The 15743-nt window shown below is 62.2% G+C and carries 16 protein-coding genes; 10 read left to right on the top strand and 6 right to left on the bottom strand.

Annotated elements, in window-relative coordinates:
- Positions 1-146: 146 nt before the first annotated feature.
- The 6 genes from WFQ67_RS03160 to WFQ67_RS03135 all read left to right on the top strand — a co-directional run bounded on the left by WFQ67_RS03160 (position 147) and on the right by WFQ67_RS03135 (position 5740).
- Positions 147-2249: a hypothetical protein gene (locus WFQ67_RS03160; RefSeq protein WP_337056156.1), complete on the top strand. Its 2103-nt coding sequence runs from the start codon at positions 147-149 to the stop codon at positions 2247-2249.
- A 323-nt stretch (positions 2250-2572) separates the two neighbouring features.
- On the top strand, positions 2573-3946 hold the full coding sequence (locus WFQ67_RS03155) for a hypothetical protein (RefSeq protein ID WP_337056155.1): 1374 nt from the start codon (positions 2573-2575) through the stop codon (positions 3944-3946).
- Positions 3943-4440 carry a phage tail protein gene (locus tag WFQ67_RS03150; RefSeq protein ID WP_337056154.1) on the top strand — a complete coding sequence of 166 codons (498 nt, stop codon included), beginning with the start codon at positions 3943-3945 and terminating at the stop codon, positions 4438-4440. The genes WFQ67_RS03155 and WFQ67_RS03150 overlap by 4 nt, the downstream gene beginning before the upstream one ends.
- A gap of 18 nt (positions 4441-4458) precedes the next feature.
- The gene (locus WFQ67_RS03145; protein ID WP_337056153.1) at positions 4459-5103 is read left to right on the top strand and encodes a glycoside hydrolase family 19 protein; all 645 of its coding nucleotides are present in this window, start codon (positions 4459-4461) and stop codon (positions 5101-5103) included.
- The gene (locus WFQ67_RS03140; protein WP_337056152.1) at positions 5100-5483 is read left to right on the top strand and encodes a hypothetical protein; all 384 of its coding nucleotides are present in this window, start codon (positions 5100-5102) and stop codon (positions 5481-5483) included. The genes WFQ67_RS03145 and WFQ67_RS03140 overlap by 4 nt, the downstream gene beginning before the upstream one ends.
- The gene (locus tag WFQ67_RS03135) at positions 5480-5740 is read left to right on the top strand and encodes a hypothetical protein (protein ID WP_337056151.1); all 261 of its coding nucleotides are present in this window, start codon (positions 5480-5482) and stop codon (positions 5738-5740) included. Before WFQ67_RS03140 ends, WFQ67_RS03135 begins: the two co-directional genes overlap by 4 nt.
- Before the next feature lie 40 nt (positions 5741-5780).
- Here WFQ67_RS03135 and WFQ67_RS03130 read toward each other — a convergent pair whose 3' ends face one another.
- Positions 5781-6290: a DUF4124 domain-containing protein gene (locus WFQ67_RS03130; protein WP_337056150.1), complete on the bottom strand. Its 510-nt coding sequence runs from the start codon at positions 6288-6290 to the stop codon at positions 5781-5783.
- Between the two features lie 316 nt (positions 6291-6606).
- Between WFQ67_RS03130 and mgtE the strand changes: the two genes are divergently transcribed.
- Positions 6607-8049, top strand: a complete 1443-nt coding sequence (gene mgtE, locus WFQ67_RS03125) for a magnesium transporter (RefSeq protein ID WP_173172367.1) — start codon at positions 6607-6609, stop codon at positions 8047-8049.
- 123 nt (positions 8050-8172) lie between these two features.
- On the opposite strand, the gene WFQ67_RS03120 is transcribed toward mgtE, so the two are convergent.
- On the bottom strand, positions 8173-8499 hold the full coding sequence (locus tag WFQ67_RS03120) for an Arc family DNA-binding protein (RefSeq protein WP_031287390.1): 327 nt from the start codon (positions 8497-8499) through the stop codon (positions 8173-8175).
- Positions 8500-9018: 519 nt separating this feature from the next.
- On the opposite strand from WFQ67_RS03120, the gene phnN reads away from it, so the two are divergent.
- Positions 9019-9582, top strand: coding sequence for a phosphonate metabolism protein/1,5-bisphosphokinase (PRPP-forming) PhnN (phnN, locus tag WFQ67_RS03115; protein ID WP_337056149.1), 564 nt, complete (start codon positions 9019-9021; stop codon positions 9580-9582).
- Between the two features lies 1 nt (position 9583).
- On the opposite strand, the gene WFQ67_RS03110 is transcribed toward phnN, so the two are convergent.
- From WFQ67_RS03110 to WFQ67_RS03095, 4 genes are all read right to left on the bottom strand, one after another.
- Positions 9584-9769, bottom strand: a complete 186-nt coding sequence (locus WFQ67_RS03110; protein ID WP_213625650.1) for a PA3371 family protein — start codon at positions 9767-9769, stop codon at positions 9584-9586.
- 28 nt (positions 9770-9797) lie between these two features.
- Complete coding sequence (locus tag WFQ67_RS03105) at positions 9798-9974, bottom strand: hypothetical protein (protein ID WP_213625649.1); 177 nt, start codon at positions 9972-9974, stop codon at positions 9798-9800.
- A 9-nt stretch (positions 9975-9983) separates the two neighbouring features.
- Positions 9984-10220, bottom strand: a complete 237-nt coding sequence (locus tag WFQ67_RS03100; protein WP_146603018.1) for a hypothetical protein — start codon at positions 10218-10220, stop codon at positions 9984-9986.
- A 238-nt stretch (positions 10221-10458) separates the two neighbouring features.
- The gene (locus WFQ67_RS03095; RefSeq protein WP_173172375.1) at positions 10459-10926 is read right to left on the bottom strand and encodes an Lrp/AsnC family transcriptional regulator; all 468 of its coding nucleotides are present in this window, start codon (positions 10924-10926) and stop codon (positions 10459-10461) included.
- Positions 10927-11124: 198 nt separating this feature from the next.
- Here WFQ67_RS03095 and WFQ67_RS03090 point away from each other — a divergent pair, with 198 nt between their 5' ends.
- Both WFQ67_RS03090 and WFQ67_RS03085 read left to right on the top strand, forming a co-directional pair.
- Positions 11125-14592 carry an indolepyruvate ferredoxin oxidoreductase family protein gene (locus WFQ67_RS03090; RefSeq protein WP_337056148.1) on the top strand — a complete coding sequence of 1156 codons (3468 nt, stop codon included), beginning with the start codon at positions 11125-11127 and terminating at the stop codon, positions 14590-14592.
- Between the two features lie 73 nt (positions 14593-14665).
- Entirely contained in the window at positions 14666-15721 is a 1056-nt protein-coding gene (locus WFQ67_RS03085; protein WP_337056147.1) for a Glu/Leu/Phe/Val family dehydrogenase, read from the top strand.
- The last annotated feature ends 22 nt before the right edge of the window (positions 15722-15743 follow it).

Raw genomic sequence — 15743 nt, 5'->3', positions numbered from 1 at the left:
CGCTGGTGGCTTTCAGAGTACTGGCTTACCCGTGAGCGAGCATAGGTCCCAGCTTCCGCTCTGGTTTATGTAGCTTGCGTTTCCGGCCCGTACCCTGCGGGCCGTTTTCTTTTCTGACTGACTCGTTTTTGGCATGCATCGAGAGCTTGGCGTTCGTTGATTCGTTTTCGGTGGGGTGCCTAACCACCTTTATTTCTGGGCGGTCGACTGAACCTGCGAAAGGGGAGGCACCGCTCAACCACCTGGTAACCGCCGGTGGTTTTCTAGCAAACGAATCGAACGAGGTTTTATCCATGACTCAATATAATCGCCCTAACGAGACGGTCTTTGCTTCTGGTGCAAAGCCGGGAGAGCTGGAAAGTTTTCCCGACCTTACCCGAGGCTGGGGTATCACCTTCGATCAAACCGATGGTATCCCTCCGATGGAGTGGTTCAACACGCTGTTCAAGCGCGGCGATGAAGGCCTGCGCTATCTGTTGCAGCACGGTATTGCCGAGTGGTCGGTCACCGAGGACTACCCCGTGGACGCTCACGCCCAGGAAGGCGGCAAGGTCTGGAAGGCGAAGGTAAGCAACCAGGGGAAGCGGCCGTCCCTCAACCCCACTGAGTGGGTCGAGACGGCGCTGACCCGAGACTCTCTGAAATCGTTCGTCCAGGAGCAGTTGGGTGGTGGCACCATCAACTTCGGCCAGTGGCAGTGGAGCAGCGTCACCTCGGGTGGTGTGGCCAACGGTTACCTGGCGCTGAACGCCACAAACCCGGCCGATGCCACTTCGTTGCTGATCGCCAAGACCAGTGCCGAAGGCCTCGACTACAGCCGCAGCGTGGCTCTTCTACGAGCTGGCGACACCCTCTGCATCCAGAGCCGTCCGGGTGGCACTGTCGCTCACCGCTTCCGCGTCACAGGGGACTTGGTGGACAGCGGCTCCTATCGCTCGGTGCCGGTGGTCTACGTCAGTGGAGCGGGTGGTACGCCGACGGCCAATACGCCGCTCCAGGTACTGATGACGCCGGCTGGCGGTACTGTTCCAGCGGCCAGCACGACCGATTCGCAAACCGATTTCAACGCAGTGCTTGAACCGGGTTGGTATCCCCGGCTGCTCGGGGGCGCTGCTGGCTCGAGGAACGCCAACCACCCTGATGGTCAGACAGCCATGCAGAAGGGCAGCGGTACGACCAATTACTACTGGTTGCTGGTGGTTCGCTACTCCTCAAACCTGATCCAGGTTGCACTGCCCTATGTGAGTGGCGCCGACACTTCGTTGGTGACGATGAAGTTTCGTCTTCTGGGTGGTGGCATCTGGTCTCCCTGGCGTTCGATTCTGCATGCAGACAACACGCAGGGAACGGGTTTGCCCGCCGCTTCGGTGATGTGGTGGTCCTTCCGCAGTTCCATTCCTGCTGGCTGGGCGCCGGCAGATGGTCAACTGCTGAGTCGGGCTCTGTATCCCGATGTCTGGGCGACGGTGAGCGAAGGAAAAGTGCCTAAAACAACCGAAGCACTTTGGAGCAGTGATCCATCTCAGCGGGGCATGTTCACGGAAGGCGATGGCAGTACAACGTTCCGTATGCCGGACTACAACGGCAAGGCGGCGGGGTCGCTCGGTGCTCTGTTTATGCGCGGTGATGGTGCGCTCTCGGCGGGTAGCGCTGGCACAATACAAAGAGATGCTCTTCAAAACATTGTCGGCGAATTTTCTCGTGGCGGTATGCCTAGCGCATCTGGGGCTTTCGAAAACGGCTACATGTTTGGTGGCGTAGGTCAGGACGCGCAGCCGAACTATACGGTTACATTCGACGCTTCTCGTGTGGCACGTACCTCGACGGAAACCCGTCCTCTTAACGTGACGGGCTGCTGGATCATCAGGATGGGCGGTGGTATCGCCAATCCAGGCACTATCGACGCTGCAGCGCTGTCCACAACCTACGCGTCCCTGGTAACGCGTGTGGAGGCTCTTGAGGCACGCCCACGAACTCTGGGCGATGGCCAGTCTTGGCAGGACGTAACTGCGAGCCGTTCTGCTGGCGTCACGTACACGAATACCAGCGGGCGACCCAAGTTCGTAAGTGTGTTCGCCGCAAACGGCGCAGCTACACGTGGCCTTCACGTAGGCGGGCTATTGGTTGCGCAGCTGACGCCTATATCAAGTGGAACTCTTTCTTCCACCGTGTACGCCATCGTTCCGAATGGTGTTAGTTATTCGCTAACAGCAGGCGCGAGTATCTCTACCTGGATGGAACTGGGCTAATGAAGTATTTGCGGGGCTCTCAGGGTTGCATACGAAATGCTGGCTCTGATGTAGCACCCAGATGCTGATTCGGGGGGGCGCTGTTTTAGCGACTGATGTAGTGACTGTTTCCGGCCCGCTTTCTGCGGGCCGTTCTTTTCACTGACCGATTCGTTGTCGGCTTGTATTGAGAATATGGAGTTCGTCGATTCGTTTTCGGTGGGGTGACTGACCACCTTTATTTCCGGGCGGCAGACCGAACCCGCAAGAGGGGAGGCACCGCTCAACCACCCGGCCAATCGCCGGGTGGTTTTCTAGCAAACGAATCGAACGAGGTTTTATCCATGACTCAATACAATCGCCCCAACGAGACGGTATTCGCCTCGGGGGCCAAGCCTGGGGAGTTGGAAAACTTCCCTGATATCGCCCGTGGCTGGGGCATTGCTTTCGACCAGACTGACGGCATTCCGCCGATGGAGTGGTTCAATTCGCTGTTCAAACGCAGTGATGAAGCTGTGCGCTATTTGCTGCAGCGTGGCGTGCCTGAGTGGTCCCCCACGGAAGATTATCCTGTTGGCGCTTATGTTCAGGAGAGCGGAAAACTCTGGCGAAGTATTACTGCCAATACCGGGAAGCGACCGATCTCCTATGCCGCTCTTTGGGAGGCCTTGAAGGTCACCAAGAGTGAGTTGGATGATGCCTATGCTTCTCTGGCTCATGCCCACAGTTTCAGCGCCATTATCAACAAGCCAACGTCTGTTGATGGGTATGGCATTCAGGACGGTGTGACGTTCAAGAGCATCGGGCTGCCTTTTCACGCCCTGTCGCTTCCGGTGGTTGCAACTGATGATGGCCGTGTCTCGCTTACTGCACAGGCCGTAGCGGGGGCGGGGGGCAAGGTTACGATACCGGCAGGACTTTCCTTGAGCCTCGCTGCAGAGGTCGAAAGCACTAAAACCGGTATCCCAAGGACGTTCTTGACAGCTGCCTGGGGCAGCGCCGACCTTGCAATCAACTCGGAGTATTTCCTGCGAGCGCAGGTTATCAACGGTGTCCTGTCGATCTACGTCCAGAAGGGCAAGTTAAGTGATACGACTCCTGTTTCCCTGAAGGGATCTGTGAACGGCGAGTCCGGTGGTGGCTTCCCTTCCACGGTGCTGGATATCTGCTTGGCGCGAATTATCACTGGCGCTGCAGGAAGCTCCCCAGTCGTACAGCGGATCTATCACCGACGTAGCCATATCTGGACTGTTTCACTCAACGGTACGGGTACGTTGTATCTGCCTATGGACCCTCATGTCAGGGCTGCATCTGGAAGTCTCAGTTGCCTGATGCCTCCGGAAAGCGGTTTGGCACATGTCCTTTTCTCAGGGACTGGCTGGATGGGGGCCTCTTCCGCTTATTGTGTTCCTGGGAGTACTGCAGTGGTTACCGAGAGTTTCTGGAACGGCTATACCCCCATGATCATTTCCAGTAACAACGCAGTGGGTGATGTTTTTCAAACATCGATCAATGCTGGATTCGACCATGCTAGTGCACGATCTATGTGGCAGTCCTATCAGGTAGAACATACCTATGGTGCTCAGGTGGCATCCAGCGATGAGCTTCTACTTGGTATGGGGATTAAAGCCATACAAAATTCGGATTATGAGAATGGCATATCGATCAGCTATTCCAATTGCACAAATGCTGTTTTCACCTGGAGTGTTTACAAATGAAGGTGATTGAAGGACTTCATGTTTATGGTGATGAGTTACGTATACCGAGTCCATCCGAGTGCCACAGTTGGCAAGACGGGGAATGGGTACTTGATGACGCGCTGGTTGTAGCCGCCAAAGAAAGACGCTTGAGCAAGCTCTGTGAGGCGATAGATCGTGCTGGTAACTCGGTACTGGAGAGCTTGGTCGGTAGCCCTTTACGTTTGGTCGAATATGAGGTCGCCGCAACGGAGGCGCGAGCATTCAAGTTGGCCGGCTACCCGATCGATGCCGTACCTCGCTCGGTTAGCGCGTGGTCAATTGGAGGGCGTCATCCCGAGCAGGCGGCAAACGAAATCATCGCGAAGGCACAGCGAAGTGAGGTGGCTATTCATGCCCTGCGTGAGATCAGGCTTGTGTGTAAGTCGAAGGTGCGTCAGGCAATGGCAGATGGCCGTGAGGATGAAGCGAGGCTCCATGTGAAGCAGGCCATTGAAGACATGGCCCGACTGTGAGGTTGGATTGGTGCGCCTATGACTGTGAATGCACTTGATCAATTGAATGAAGCCTTTAATGCACTGAATACAAACGCCCGCCCTGAAGCGGGCGTTTTCATTTCTGTACTAACCCCGGCACTGTCCCGCTTCTCTATCTCAACCCCCATTCGCCAATCCGCCTTCCTGGCCCAGTGCGCCCACGAGTCCGCTGGATTCTCCCGTCTTGCGGAGAACCTCAACTACAGTGCCGCAGGCCTGGCGGCCACCTGGCCAGGGCGGTTCCGGGGTGTCGATGGGCAACCCAATGCATTGGCGCTGGCCTACCAGCGGCGGCCGGTGGTGATCGCCAATCATGTCTATGCCAATCGCATGGGCAATGGTTCGGAGGAGTCGGGTGATGGTTGGCGTTATCGGGGCAGGGGGCTGTTGCAGATCACCGGGCGTGGCATGTATCAGCGTTGCGGGGAGGCCTTGGGCCTGCCGCTGCTGGAGCAACCGGATCTACTGCTGCAACCGGAGCCGGCGGTGTTGTGCGCTGCCTGGTTCTGGCAATCCAATGGCCTGAATGCTCTGGCCGATGCCGGCGACTTGGAAGGCATCACCCGCCGAATCAACGGCGGGCTGAACGGCTTGGCCGAGCGCAAGGCGCTTTGGCTCAAGGCCAGGGAGGCACTGGAATGAGCCCGATCGCTCTCTGGAAATGGCTGGCGTTGTGGTTGATGGCGATGTTGCTCGTCGGGCTGGGGGCCTGGGGTGCCGCTCGTATCTATCGTCCGCAGCTGGAGGAGCTGGGCCGGCAGTTGGCCGAGTCCCGTAGCGGCGCCGAGGCCAGCTTGCTAGCGCTGCAACAGCAGAATGCCGCTGTAGCCAAGCTTGAAGCCCGAGCGGCGGAAAGGGCTCGTCAGGTCGAGCAGTTGCAGGTCCGGGCCGCCCAGGTGGCACGACAGGACTACGCAGCGGCGGCCCGGGTGATGCTGGAGTCGCCGCAGGTGGGTGTCGATGCCTGTGAGTCGGCGCGGCGGGCTTTTGCCGATGAACTGAAACGGGAGCGCGGGCAATGAGGTTTGCCGGGTTGTCAGTGCTCGTCGTGTTGTCTGGTTGTGCCTCCGATGAGCCTCGCGTTGCCGGTCTCGTCGAGGTGAAGGTGCCGGTGATGGTCGCCTGTGCATTCACGCTCCCTGCTGTCCCTGCCTTTGCGGTCGACTCGCTGGCGCTGGATGCGCCGATCGACCAACAGATGAAGGTCCTGCGTGCTGAACGGCTGCAACGCATCGGTTACGAGCGTGAGCTGCTGGCCGCACTCGGGGCTTGCCGCTGAGCCCGACAGGGCTCGTTTTCCCTTCCTTTCGGGCGCTGTTTCAGCGCCCGCCTTTAACGCAGTCATGCTCGTCGAACGTGACGAGCTGGCTGCGTCCTTTTCCCTTCTTCGCGACATAGTGATAGCGGGTCTGTCCGTTGCTATGGCTGATCTTGTCCGGCTTGCCCAGCATGCTGTCCACGTCGCTCCGGGTCATGCCCGTCCTCACCTGTTTGCGCACCATCGCCTGGCGCCGTTCCTGGCCGACGATGCGGTTGCCGCAGCCATCCTGTCTCTCCCCCACTACTTCTATTTCCCTGGGCTTCTCGGCCTGTTCCTTCCGTGTGCTTCGCGTGATCCGTTCCACCTTCGCCGGTGGCAACAGCGCCTGGCTGTCCTGCATGGATTCGATTCGTTCCCGCACTTCCACCAGTTCGTCATCGGGGCAACCCAACTGGGTGAAGGTGACGTGCCCGTGTGCGTCCTCGCAGCGGTAGATGGAGGCCGCCAGCGGCGGGCTTTCGAGGGCGATATAGAGCAGAAGCGGCAGTGTGCAGAGCGGGGTGCGCATGGCGATGTCCTCCGTGACGGTAGCCTCCGAAGGTATCTGCTTTAATTTCTTCCTAACGGTGTCTCCATAGCGGGCACCGGCGTCGAATGGAAGGTGAAAGCGATCTCAGCTTTGCATTGCAAGCGATTGTTCTAGCCACGATTTTGTAACGCGCAAAATGACCGTCCGGTGTTATCATTGCGCAGTCAGCCTCGCCGAGGCTTTTGGACACCCCTCATGGACTTACCCAGTAGTTACTCAACACCGCATTTGCACGATCGCGTATTGACTGATTGACCCTCCTTGGCGTGCGCCGCCACTGGGGGTGGAGCGCGCTATGACCGAAGTAGAAGTAAGAAAGTCGCAAGAAAGCCTGCAGGACCGCCTCGCTCAGGTGGTCGATCTGCTGCATCGGCACAAGCTGGTCGAAGACCTGACCCACCGTCAGGAAGGCCAGCACCAGGATCTCGTCGAGAACCTCGTCCATCGCCAGAACCTCGCCGAGCTGCAACGCAAGCTCGATGAGCTGCACCCGGCCGACATCGCCCACATCCTCGAAGCCCTGCCGCTCGACGATCGCCTGACCGTCTGGCAACTGGTCAAGGCCGAGCGCGACGGCGACATCCTCCTTGAAGTCTCGGACGCGGTCCGCGAGAACCTGATCGCCGACATGGACGATCACGAGCTGCTCGCCGCCGCCAAGGAGATGGACGCGGACGAGCTGGCCGACCTCGCGCCCGAGCTGCCTCGCGACGTGATCCACGAGCTGATGGAGACGCTGGACGCCCAGCAGCGCGAGCGCGTGCGTTCCGCCCTGTCCTATGAAGAGGACCAGGTGGGTGCGCTGATGGACTTCGAGATGGTCACCATCCGTGAGGACGTGACCCTGGAAGTGGTGCTGCGCTACCTGCGTCGCCTCAAGGAGTTGCCGGGCCATACCGACAAGCTCTTCGTGGTGGATTACGACGGCATCCTCAAGGGTGTGCTGCCGATCAAGCGCCTGTTGGTGAATGACCCCGACAAGCAGGTCGCCGAGGTGATGGCCAGCGATCCGGTGAGCTTCCACCCGGACGAGGATGCCTACGACGCCGCCCAGGCGTTCGAGCGTTACGACCTGATTTCTGCGCCGGTGGTGGACAAGAACGGCAAGCTGATCGGCCGCCTGACCATCGACGAGATCGTCGACCTGATCCGTGAGGAGAGCGAGACGGAAGTCCTGAACATGGCCGGTCTGCGCGAGGAGGAAGACATCTTCGCCTCGGTGTGGAAATCGGTCGGCAACCGCTGGGCCTGGCTGGCCGTCAACCTGGTCACCGCCTTCATCGCTTCGCGGGTGATCGGCCTGTTCGAAGGCTCGATCGAGAAGCTTGTGGCATTGGCGGCACTGATGCCCATCGTGGCGGGCATCGGCGGCAACTCCGGCAACCAGACCATCACCATGATCGTCCGCGCCATGGCGCTGGACCAGGTCAGCACTGGCAACACCTCGCGCCTGATGCGCAAGGAACTGGCCGTGGCGTTGGTCAACGGCCTGGTGTGGGGAGGAGTGATCGGCCTGGTCGCCTACTACCTCTATGACAGCTGGTCCCTGGGGGCGGTGATGACTGGAGCGATGACGCTCAACCTGCTGCTTGCCGCCCTGATGGGCGTGCTGATCCCGATGACCCTGGTTCGCCTGGGGCGGGACCCTGCCATGGGGTCCAGCGTGATGATCACCGCCATGACCGACAGTGGCGGCTTCTTCATCTTCCTGGGGCTCGCGACCGTCTTCCTGCTCTAGAGCTCGTTGTCATGCCCAAGGCCCCGCATCCGCGGGGCCTTTTGCTTTCCGGCGGGTGAACGCCAAATCGCGGGCAAGAAAAAGCCGCCTCAGGGGGCGGCTCTCAATCGACGTGCTGCGAACTCAGGCTTCTTCGGCGGCGAGTTCGGCATCGTGGGCAATCAACGCAACCAGCGCATTCTGCTGGCGACGGGAAAGCTGGCGGAAGCGTTGCAGCAGTTCGCGCTCGTGCAACGACAGCTCTGGGCTGTCCAAGCGCATGGACAAACCTTCGTCCAGAGCGCCTTCCTGGAGCATGCTCTGCTCGAGGCGGGCGATGATCTCGGAGTTCATGCTGCGGTGATGGTTACGCGCCACATCGGCGATGCGCTCGCGCATGCCTTCGGGCAGACGGACGACGAATTTGTCAGCTGTGCGGCTGGAGTAAATAGCCTGTTTCATAGGGCGCATACATTTAAACCGGTTAGTTCAGGGAGCGATGCTGGCAATGAGCTATGTGATTGTCACCGGTTTGACCATCTTTAGCATCAGTCGTTCAACCATTCATCGCGATTGGCGTCATTATGACCTTGCAGTCACCTAAACGGTTCCTTGACGTCAAATCTGTGTCGCATTGTGCGCTGGGTAGCGGCTTTTTGCCAGCACCAGTTGTCCGAAATGCGAGTGAATATGCAAAAGGCTCCCATATGAATGCGGTAGGAGGGAAAAATTCCCCTCTCCGTTGCAGAAGGTTGCCGATTTCGTGCGCGACGGCACATCCAGCGCTCTGGGCCGGGCTTCTGGCACGCCAGGATTCGTTGTGCAAAGCGTAGCGCGCCTCCATAAAGCCAGCACTGGCGATTCGCTACTGTGCGACGTCCGGTAGGTGTTGCCGGGGCATTGGGGTGCTCCAAACTGCAATGCTTTCCGGGTAATGTGGCGTCCGCCGTGCAACAGGCGGTCGCAGCGGATGAACTTCCAGGTAAGCAGATGAAAGGCAGGCTGATCTATCTCATCGGACCCTCAGGCTCAGGCAAGGACAGCCTGCTCGATGCCGCCCGCGAGCCGCTCTCCAAGAGTGGCTGCCACATCGTGCGGCGCGTGATCACCCGCTCGGCGGAGGCGGTGGGCGAGGCGGCCGAGGCGGTGAGCCCCGAGCGTTTCGCGGAGATGGAGCGGAGCGGCGCCTTCGCCATGAGCTGGCACGCCAACGGGCTGTCGTATGGCATCCCGGCGCAGATAGATGAGTGGCTGGCAGCGGGGGAGGACGTCCTGGTCAATGGCTCCAGGGGTTATCTGGGGGAGGCCCTGAAGCGCTATCCGGACCTGCAGGCCATCCTGTTGACGGTGAAGATGGACGTCCTGCGCCGGCGCCTGCAGGCCCGGGGGCGCGAGCCCGCCGAGGAGATAGAGGCGCGCCTGGCACGCAACGCCCGCTTCACCGAGTCCCTGCGGGAGGAGGGTGGTGCCGCCCTGTCGATCCTCGACAACTCCGGCCCCCTCGAGCAGACTCTGCAACGCCTGCTGCAACTGCTCGACCAGCCTCGGTCCTGAATCAGCGCAATACCGGGTCGAACTTCACCCGCTTGCCCACCATCAGTGCCACCAGCAGCAGCACCCCGCTGGCGCCCAGCGCCACCTTCACGGCTGCGGCCGGCCACGTGGCCTGCCAGGGTTCGAGCCACAGGGTCAGGGTGAGCAGCAGGCTGATGATCAGGAACAGCACGGCTGACTTCGACATCTCTATCTCCTTGCCGACATAGGGATATTTAAAAGAAAGGGTCGTAGTAACTGGTGATGCGCTCGTCCCGATCACGCTCTGCTTGCTGTTCTTCCGCCAGACCCTGATCGGTGATGCGATCGATCACCCAAAGCGCTCCGCAGGTCCCCGCCGCCAGCAGCAGGATCAACCCCGGAAACACCATCCCCCACGCGGTCATGTCCATGCCGGGCGCTCAGAACGACAGGCGTTGGGCGGGGCGAGGTTGCCACTCGCTGCTCTGCAGCTGGCGCACCTTCGGCTTCTGGTCGCCGGACTGGGTGGCGTATTCGAATTGCACCGGCGTCGGGTTGATACGCTCGACCAGATGTTTCACGGCCTGTTGCTGCTGGTTGCTCTGAAGGGCGGCGAAGGCGCTGGCTGCCAGGAGCGTCAATACGGTTGCTGCGAGGAGCGTGATGACACTGTTCATGATCGGGGCTCGCATCCAGAATTCTCATGACTGGAATAGAGCAGGTGTCATGCCAAGCTCGAATATTTAAAAATCCTTTTAAAATCAATTAGTTGTATATGGTCGACAGGGTGCTTTCCGTGCACTTTGCAAGGCGCCCGATTTTTGTCCATTGCAAATTGCACGGGTGCCGGACGGCAGGGGCTGCGCCGCTTCGCTTGGTCCGGCACCAAGCGCTCTGGAATGGGGGCGCGAGCGTTCAGTCCAGCGGCAGCTCGGTCGTGCGCTTCACCTCGCTCATGGCGATGTTCGAATGCGCTTCCAGCACGTGCGGGCGCTGCAGCAGCTGGTCCCGCAGGAAGCGCTCGTAGCTGCCGATATCCCGCGCCACCACCTTCAGCAGGTAATCCGAACCACCGGCCATGGTGTAGCACTCAAGCACCTCCGGGTAGCCGACGATGGCTTCCTCGAACTCGGTCAGGTTGTTGCGCCCGTGGGCCGAGAGCTTGATGTTGACGAACACGGTGATGGAGAACCCCAGCAACCTGGGGTTGAGCAGCGCGACCTTGCGCTCGATCAGCCCGTCCTCCTGCATGCGGTTGATGCGGCGCCAGCAGGGCGACTGGGACAGCTCCACCTTCTCGGCCACTTCGGCAGCCGACAGATCGGCATTGTGTTGCAGCAGGCGGAGGATCTTGCGATCGATAGGGCTCAGAGGGTTGTGCATGAATAAGTCCGCAATCTTGTTCTTGTTGGAAGGATCATGCGCAGTATTGGCATTCGGGCCCGAAAATAGAAAGAAAAAAGCAGAACCCTTCAGTCAGATTATTGAGCATGCGTCCCGGGCGGTGATCCTGCCGCGGGACAGGAGGATGGCGCTAACCGTAGCCATCCTGGTCGCCATAAAAATAAAAGGAGCGCCCGCATGTCTCTGGCCGAGATCCGCCTGGATGACAAATACCGGCTTGCAACCGGTCATCTGTACCTCACCGGCACCCAGGCGCTCACCCGCCTGCCGATGCTGCAGAAGCAACGCGATGCGGCCCATGGCCTGAACACCGCCTGCTTCATCTCCGGCTATCGTGGTTCGCCCCTCGGCAACCTCGACAAGAGCCTCTGGGAGGCCAAGTCCTTCCTCCAGGAAAACCACATCCATTTCCAGCCGGGCGTCAACGAAGAGCTCGCCGCCACCGCCGTGTGGGGCAGCCAGCAGACCAGCCTGTTCCCCGGCGCGCGCTACGACGGCGTGTTCTCCATGTGGTACGGCAAGGGCCCGGGCGTGGACCGCTGCGGCGACGTCTTCAAGCACGGCAACTCCGCCGGCGTGTCCCCCCATGGTGGCGTGCTGCTGCTGGCCGGCGACGACCACGGCTGCAAGTCCTCCAGCATCGCCAACCAGAGCGAGCACGCCTTCATCGCCGCCTCCATCCCCGTGCTCAACCCGGCCAACGTCCAGGAAATCCTCGACTACGGCATCATCGGCTGGGAACTCTCGCGCTACAGCGGCTGCTGGGTGGCGCTCAAGACCATCGCCGAGAACGTCGACTCCTCCAGCGTGGTGGACGTCGACCCGCTGCGCATCGACGTGAAGATCCCGACCGACTTCGTCCTTCCCGAGGACGGCGTGCACATCCGCTGGCCCGACCCGCCGCTGGCCCAGGAAAAACGCCTCAACACCTACAAGATCTACGCCGCCCGCGCCTTCGCCCTGGCCAACGACCTCAACCAGGTCAAGCTCGACTCGCCCAACCCGCGCCTGGGCATCATCACCACCGGCAAGTCCTACCTAGACGTGCGCCAGGCCCTGGTGGACCTCGGCCTGGACGACGAACTCTGCGCCAGGGTCGGCCTGCGCGTGCTGAAGATCGGCATGAGCTGGCCGCTCGAGCCGGTCTCCGTGCACCAGTTCGCCGAAGGCCTGGACGAAATCCTCGTGGTCGAGGAGAAGCGCAGCATCATCGAGGACCAGCTCACCGGCCAGCTCTACAACTGGCCGGTGGACAAGCGTCCGCGCGTGGTCGGCGAATTCGACGAGGAGGGCAACTCCCTCCTGCCCAACCTCAGCGAGCTGACCCCCGCGATGATCGCCCGCGTCATCGCCAGGCGCCTGGCGCCCATCTACTCCAGCGAGCAGATCGAATCGCGCCTGGCCTTCCTCGCCGCCAAGGAAAAGGCCCTCGCGGAACCCAAGCACAAGACCGTGCGCACCCCGCACTTCTGCTCCGGCTGCCCGCACAACACCTCCACCAAGCTGCCCGAAGGCAGCCGCGCCCAGGGTGGCATCGGCTGCCACTACATGACCCAGTGGATGGACCGCAACACCGACACCTTCACCCAGATGGGCGGGGAGGGCGCCACCTGGATCGGCCAGGCCCCCTTCACCGACACCCCGCACATCTTCCAGAACCTCGGCGACGGCACCTACTTCCACTCCGGCCAGCTGGCCCTGCGCGCCGCCGTGGCCGCCGGGGTCAACATCACTTACAAGATCCTCTACAACGACGCCGTGGCCATGACCGGCGGCCAGCCCATCGACGGCGAACTGCGGGTCGACCAGCTCAGCCAGCAGGTCTTCGCAGAAGGCGTCAAACGCATCGCCCTGGTCACCGACGAACCCGAGAAGTACCCCACCCGCGCCACCTTCGCGCCCATCGTCACCTTCCACCACCGCCGCGAGCTGGACGCCGTGCAGCGCGAGCTGCGCGAGTTCAAGGGCGTCTCGGTGATCATCTACGACCAGACCTGCGCCACCGAGAAACGCCGCCGTCGCAAGCGCGGCAAGCTCGTCGACCCGGCCAAGCGTGCCTTCATCAACCCCGCCGTGTGCGAGGGTTGCGGCGACTGCAGCGTCAAGTCCAACTGCCTCTCCGTGCTGCCGCTGGAGACCGAGCTGGGGCGCAAGCGCGAGATCGACCAGAACGCCTGCAACAAGGACTTCTCCTGCCTCGAAGGCTTCTGCCCCAGCTTCGTCACCGTCCACGGCGGCGAGCTGCGCAAGCCCGAGGCGGTCGGCAGCGGCGCCCTGTTCGCCGTGCTGCCCGAGCCGCGCCAGCCGAGCCTCGAGCGCCCCTGGAACATCCTCCTGCCCGGCGTCGGTGGCAGTGGCGTGACCACCGTCGGCGCCCTGCTGGGCATGGCCGCCCACATCGAAGGCAAGGGCTGCAGCGTGCTCGACCAGGCCGGCCTGGCGCAGAAGTTCGGTCCGGTGATCACCCACATCCGCATCGCCGCCAGGCAGGACGACATCTACGCCGTGCGCATCGCCGCCGGCGAGACCGACCTGCTGCTCGGCTGCGACCTGGTGGTCGCCGCCAGCGAAGAGGCCCTGGCCAAGCTCAACGAGCGCATCGCCACCGCCGTGGTCAACAGCCACGAGGCCGCCACCGCCGAGTTCACCCGCAACCCGGACGCCCAGGTCCCCGGCCAGGCCATGCAACAGGCGCTGGTGGAGGCCGTCGGTGCCGACAAGACCCACTTCATCGACGCTACCCGCCTGGCCACCCGCCTGCTCGGCGACAGCATCGCCACCAACCTCTTCATGCTCGGCTACGCCTACCAGCGCGGGCTCGTGCCGGTTTCCGCCGAAGCCATCGAGAAGGCCATCCAGCTCAACGGCGTGGCGGTGAAGCTAAACTGCGAAGCCTTCCTCTGGGGTCGCCGCGCCGCCCACGACCTGGCGGCGGTGGAGAAGCTCGCCGCGCCGGAAGTGGCCGAAGCCAAGCCCTGCGAGAGCCTCGAGGAGATCATCCGCTTCCGCGTCGACTTCCTCACCGCTTACCAGGACGCCGGCTACGCCAAGCGCTACAGCGACCTGGTCGAGCGCGTGCGCCGGGTCGATGAAAGCGCCGGCAAGGAACTCACCGAAGCCGTCGCCCGCTACTACTTCAAGGTCCTCGCCTACAAGGACGAGTACGAAGTGGCGCGCCTCTACAGCGACGGCGAGTTCCGCAAGCGCCTGCGCGCCCAGTTCAGCGGCGACTACCGCCTGCAGTTCCACCTGGCGCCGTCCTGGCTGGCCAAGCGCGACCCCGCCACCGGGCAACCGCGCAAGCGCAGCTTCGGCCCGTGGATGCTCAAGGCCTTCGGCCTGCTGGCCACGTTCAGGTTCCTGCGTGGCAGCGCGCTGGATCCCTTCGCCTACAGCGAGGAACGGCGCCTGGAGCGCGAGCTGATCGTCCGCTACGAAGACAACGTCGAAGCCGTGCTCGCCCACCTGCGTGGCGACAACTACCGCGTCGCCGTGGCCATCGCCGAACTGCCGGAGCAGATCCGTGGCTACGGCCACGTCAAGGAGAAGACCCTGGCCAAGGTCCGCGAGCACGAGGCGCAACTGCGCGCCCAGCTGCTGGCTACCGAGATCAAGGTCGTGCGCCTGTTCGACTCCGCCGCCTGACACCTTCCCATCGCCGGCCTTCCCATGGGGGAAGGCCGGCGTTCACCCAGACAAACGCATGCAGAGGTAAACCATGTCCGTCTTCTCCCACGTCGAATTCGATGGCCACGAACAGGTCGTCTTCGGTCACGACAAGGCATCCGGCCTCAAGGCCATCATCGCCATCCACAACACCCACCTCGGCCCCGCCCTCGGTGGCTGCCGCATGTGGAACTACGCCAACGACGAGCAGGCCCTGCGTGACGTGCTGCGCCTGTCCCGCGGCATGACCTACAAGTCCGCCCTCGCCAACCTGCCCCTCGGCGGCGGCAAGGCCGTGATCATCGGCGACCCGCACACGGGCAAGAGCGAAACGCTGTTCCAGGCCATGGGGGACTTCGTCGACAGCCTCGGCGGGCGCTACATCACCGCCGCCGACTCCGGCACCGGCCCGGCCGAGATGCAGATCATGGCCGAGCGCAGCCGCCACGTGGCCGGCGCCAACCAGCGCGAAGCCTTCGATGGCGGCGTGCGCAGCGGCGACCCGTCGCCGTCCACCGCCTACGGGGTATTTATCGGCATCCAGGTGGCGGTCAAGCATCGCCTGCGCCGCGACGACCTCAAGGGCCTGCGCGTCGCCATCCAGGGCGTCGGCCAGGTCGGCTTTCACCTCGCCAGCCTGCTGCGCCAGGCCGGCGCCGAGCTGTGGGTGACCGACATCGTCGAAGCCAACGTGCGCCGTGCCGTCGAGCAACTGGGGGCCAAGGCCGTCGGGCAGCACGAGATCTATGGGCTGGACGTCGATGTCTTCGCGCCCTGCGCCATGGGCGGCATCATCAATCCGCAGAGCCTGGAAGCGCTGCGCGTGCCGATCATCGCCGGCGCCGCCAACAACCAGCTGGCCGACGCGCAACTGGCCGAGGAGCTAAAGCGCAACGGCTGCCTCTACGCGCCGGACTACGCCATCAACGCCGGCGGCATCATCGACGTCTACTTCGAGCGCAGCGGCGGCAGCGCGGCCGAGCTGAAGGCGCACATCGAAGGCATCGGCAACACCCTGCGGCAGATCTTCACCCGCGCCGACCAGGAAGGACGCACCACCACCGATGTCGCCGACCGCCTCGCCGAAGAGCGTTTCGGGCGCGTGTAAAGGCGCGTGGCTTCACGGGAAT

This window comes from Pseudomonas sp. USHLN015 (assembly GCF_037153275.1).
Taxonomy (GTDB): Bacteria; Pseudomonadota; Gammaproteobacteria; order Pseudomonadales; family Pseudomonadaceae; genus Metapseudomonas; species Metapseudomonas tohonis.
The sequence above is the reverse complement of the archived record's forward strand: the minus strand, read 5'-3'. Positions and strand labels throughout refer to the sequence as shown.

Coding starts and splice junctions, on each gene's coding strand:
- WFQ67_RS03155 (WP_337056155.1), top strand. CDS start 2,573: ATGACTCAATACAATCGCCCCAACGAGACGGTATTCGCCTCGGGGGCC.
- WFQ67_RS03150 (WP_337056154.1), top strand. CDS start 3,943: ATGAAGGTGATTGAAGGACTTCATGTTTATGGTGATGAGTTACGTATA.
- WFQ67_RS03145 (WP_337056153.1), top strand. CDS start 4,459: ATGACTGTGAATGCACTTGATCAATTGAATGAAGCCTTTAATGCACTG.
- WFQ67_RS03140 (WP_337056152.1), top strand. CDS start 5,100: ATGAGCCCGATCGCTCTCTGGAAATGGCTGGCGTTGTGGTTGATGGCG.
- WFQ67_RS03135 (WP_337056151.1), top strand. CDS start 5,480: ATGAGGTTTGCCGGGTTGTCAGTGCTCGTCGTGTTGTCTGGTTGTGCC.
- WFQ67_RS03130 (WP_337056150.1), bottom strand. CDS start 6,290: ATGCGCACCCCGCTCTGCACACTGCCGCTTCTGCTCTATATCGCCCTC.
- mgtE (WP_173172367.1), top strand. CDS start 6,607: ATGACCGAAGTAGAAGTAAGAAAGTCGCAAGAAAGCCTGCAGGACCGC.
- WFQ67_RS03120 (WP_031287390.1), bottom strand. CDS start 8,499: ATGCGCCCTATGAAACAGGCTATTTACTCCAGCCGCACAGCTGACAAA.
- phnN (WP_337056149.1), top strand. CDS start 9,019: ATGAAAGGCAGGCTGATCTATCTCATCGGACCCTCAGGCTCAGGCAAG.
- WFQ67_RS03110 (WP_213625650.1), bottom strand. CDS start 9,769: ATGTCGAAGTCAGCCGTGCTGTTCCTGATCATCAGCCTGCTGCTCACC.
- WFQ67_RS03105 (WP_213625649.1), bottom strand. CDS start 9,974: ATGGACATGACCGCGTGGGGGATGGTGTTTCCGGGGTTGATCCTGCTG.
- WFQ67_RS03100 (WP_146603018.1), bottom strand. CDS start 10,220: ATGAACAGTGTCATCACGCTCCTCGCAGCAACCGTATTGACGCTCCTG.
- WFQ67_RS03095 (WP_173172375.1), bottom strand. CDS start 10,926: ATGCACAACCCTCTGAGCCCTATCGATCGCAAGATCCTCCGCCTGCTG.
- WFQ67_RS03090 (WP_337056148.1), top strand. CDS start 11,125: ATGTCTCTGGCCGAGATCCGCCTGGATGACAAATACCGGCTTGCAACC.
- WFQ67_RS03085 (WP_337056147.1), top strand. CDS start 14,666: ATGTCCGTCTTCTCCCACGTCGAATTCGATGGCCACGAACAGGTCGTC.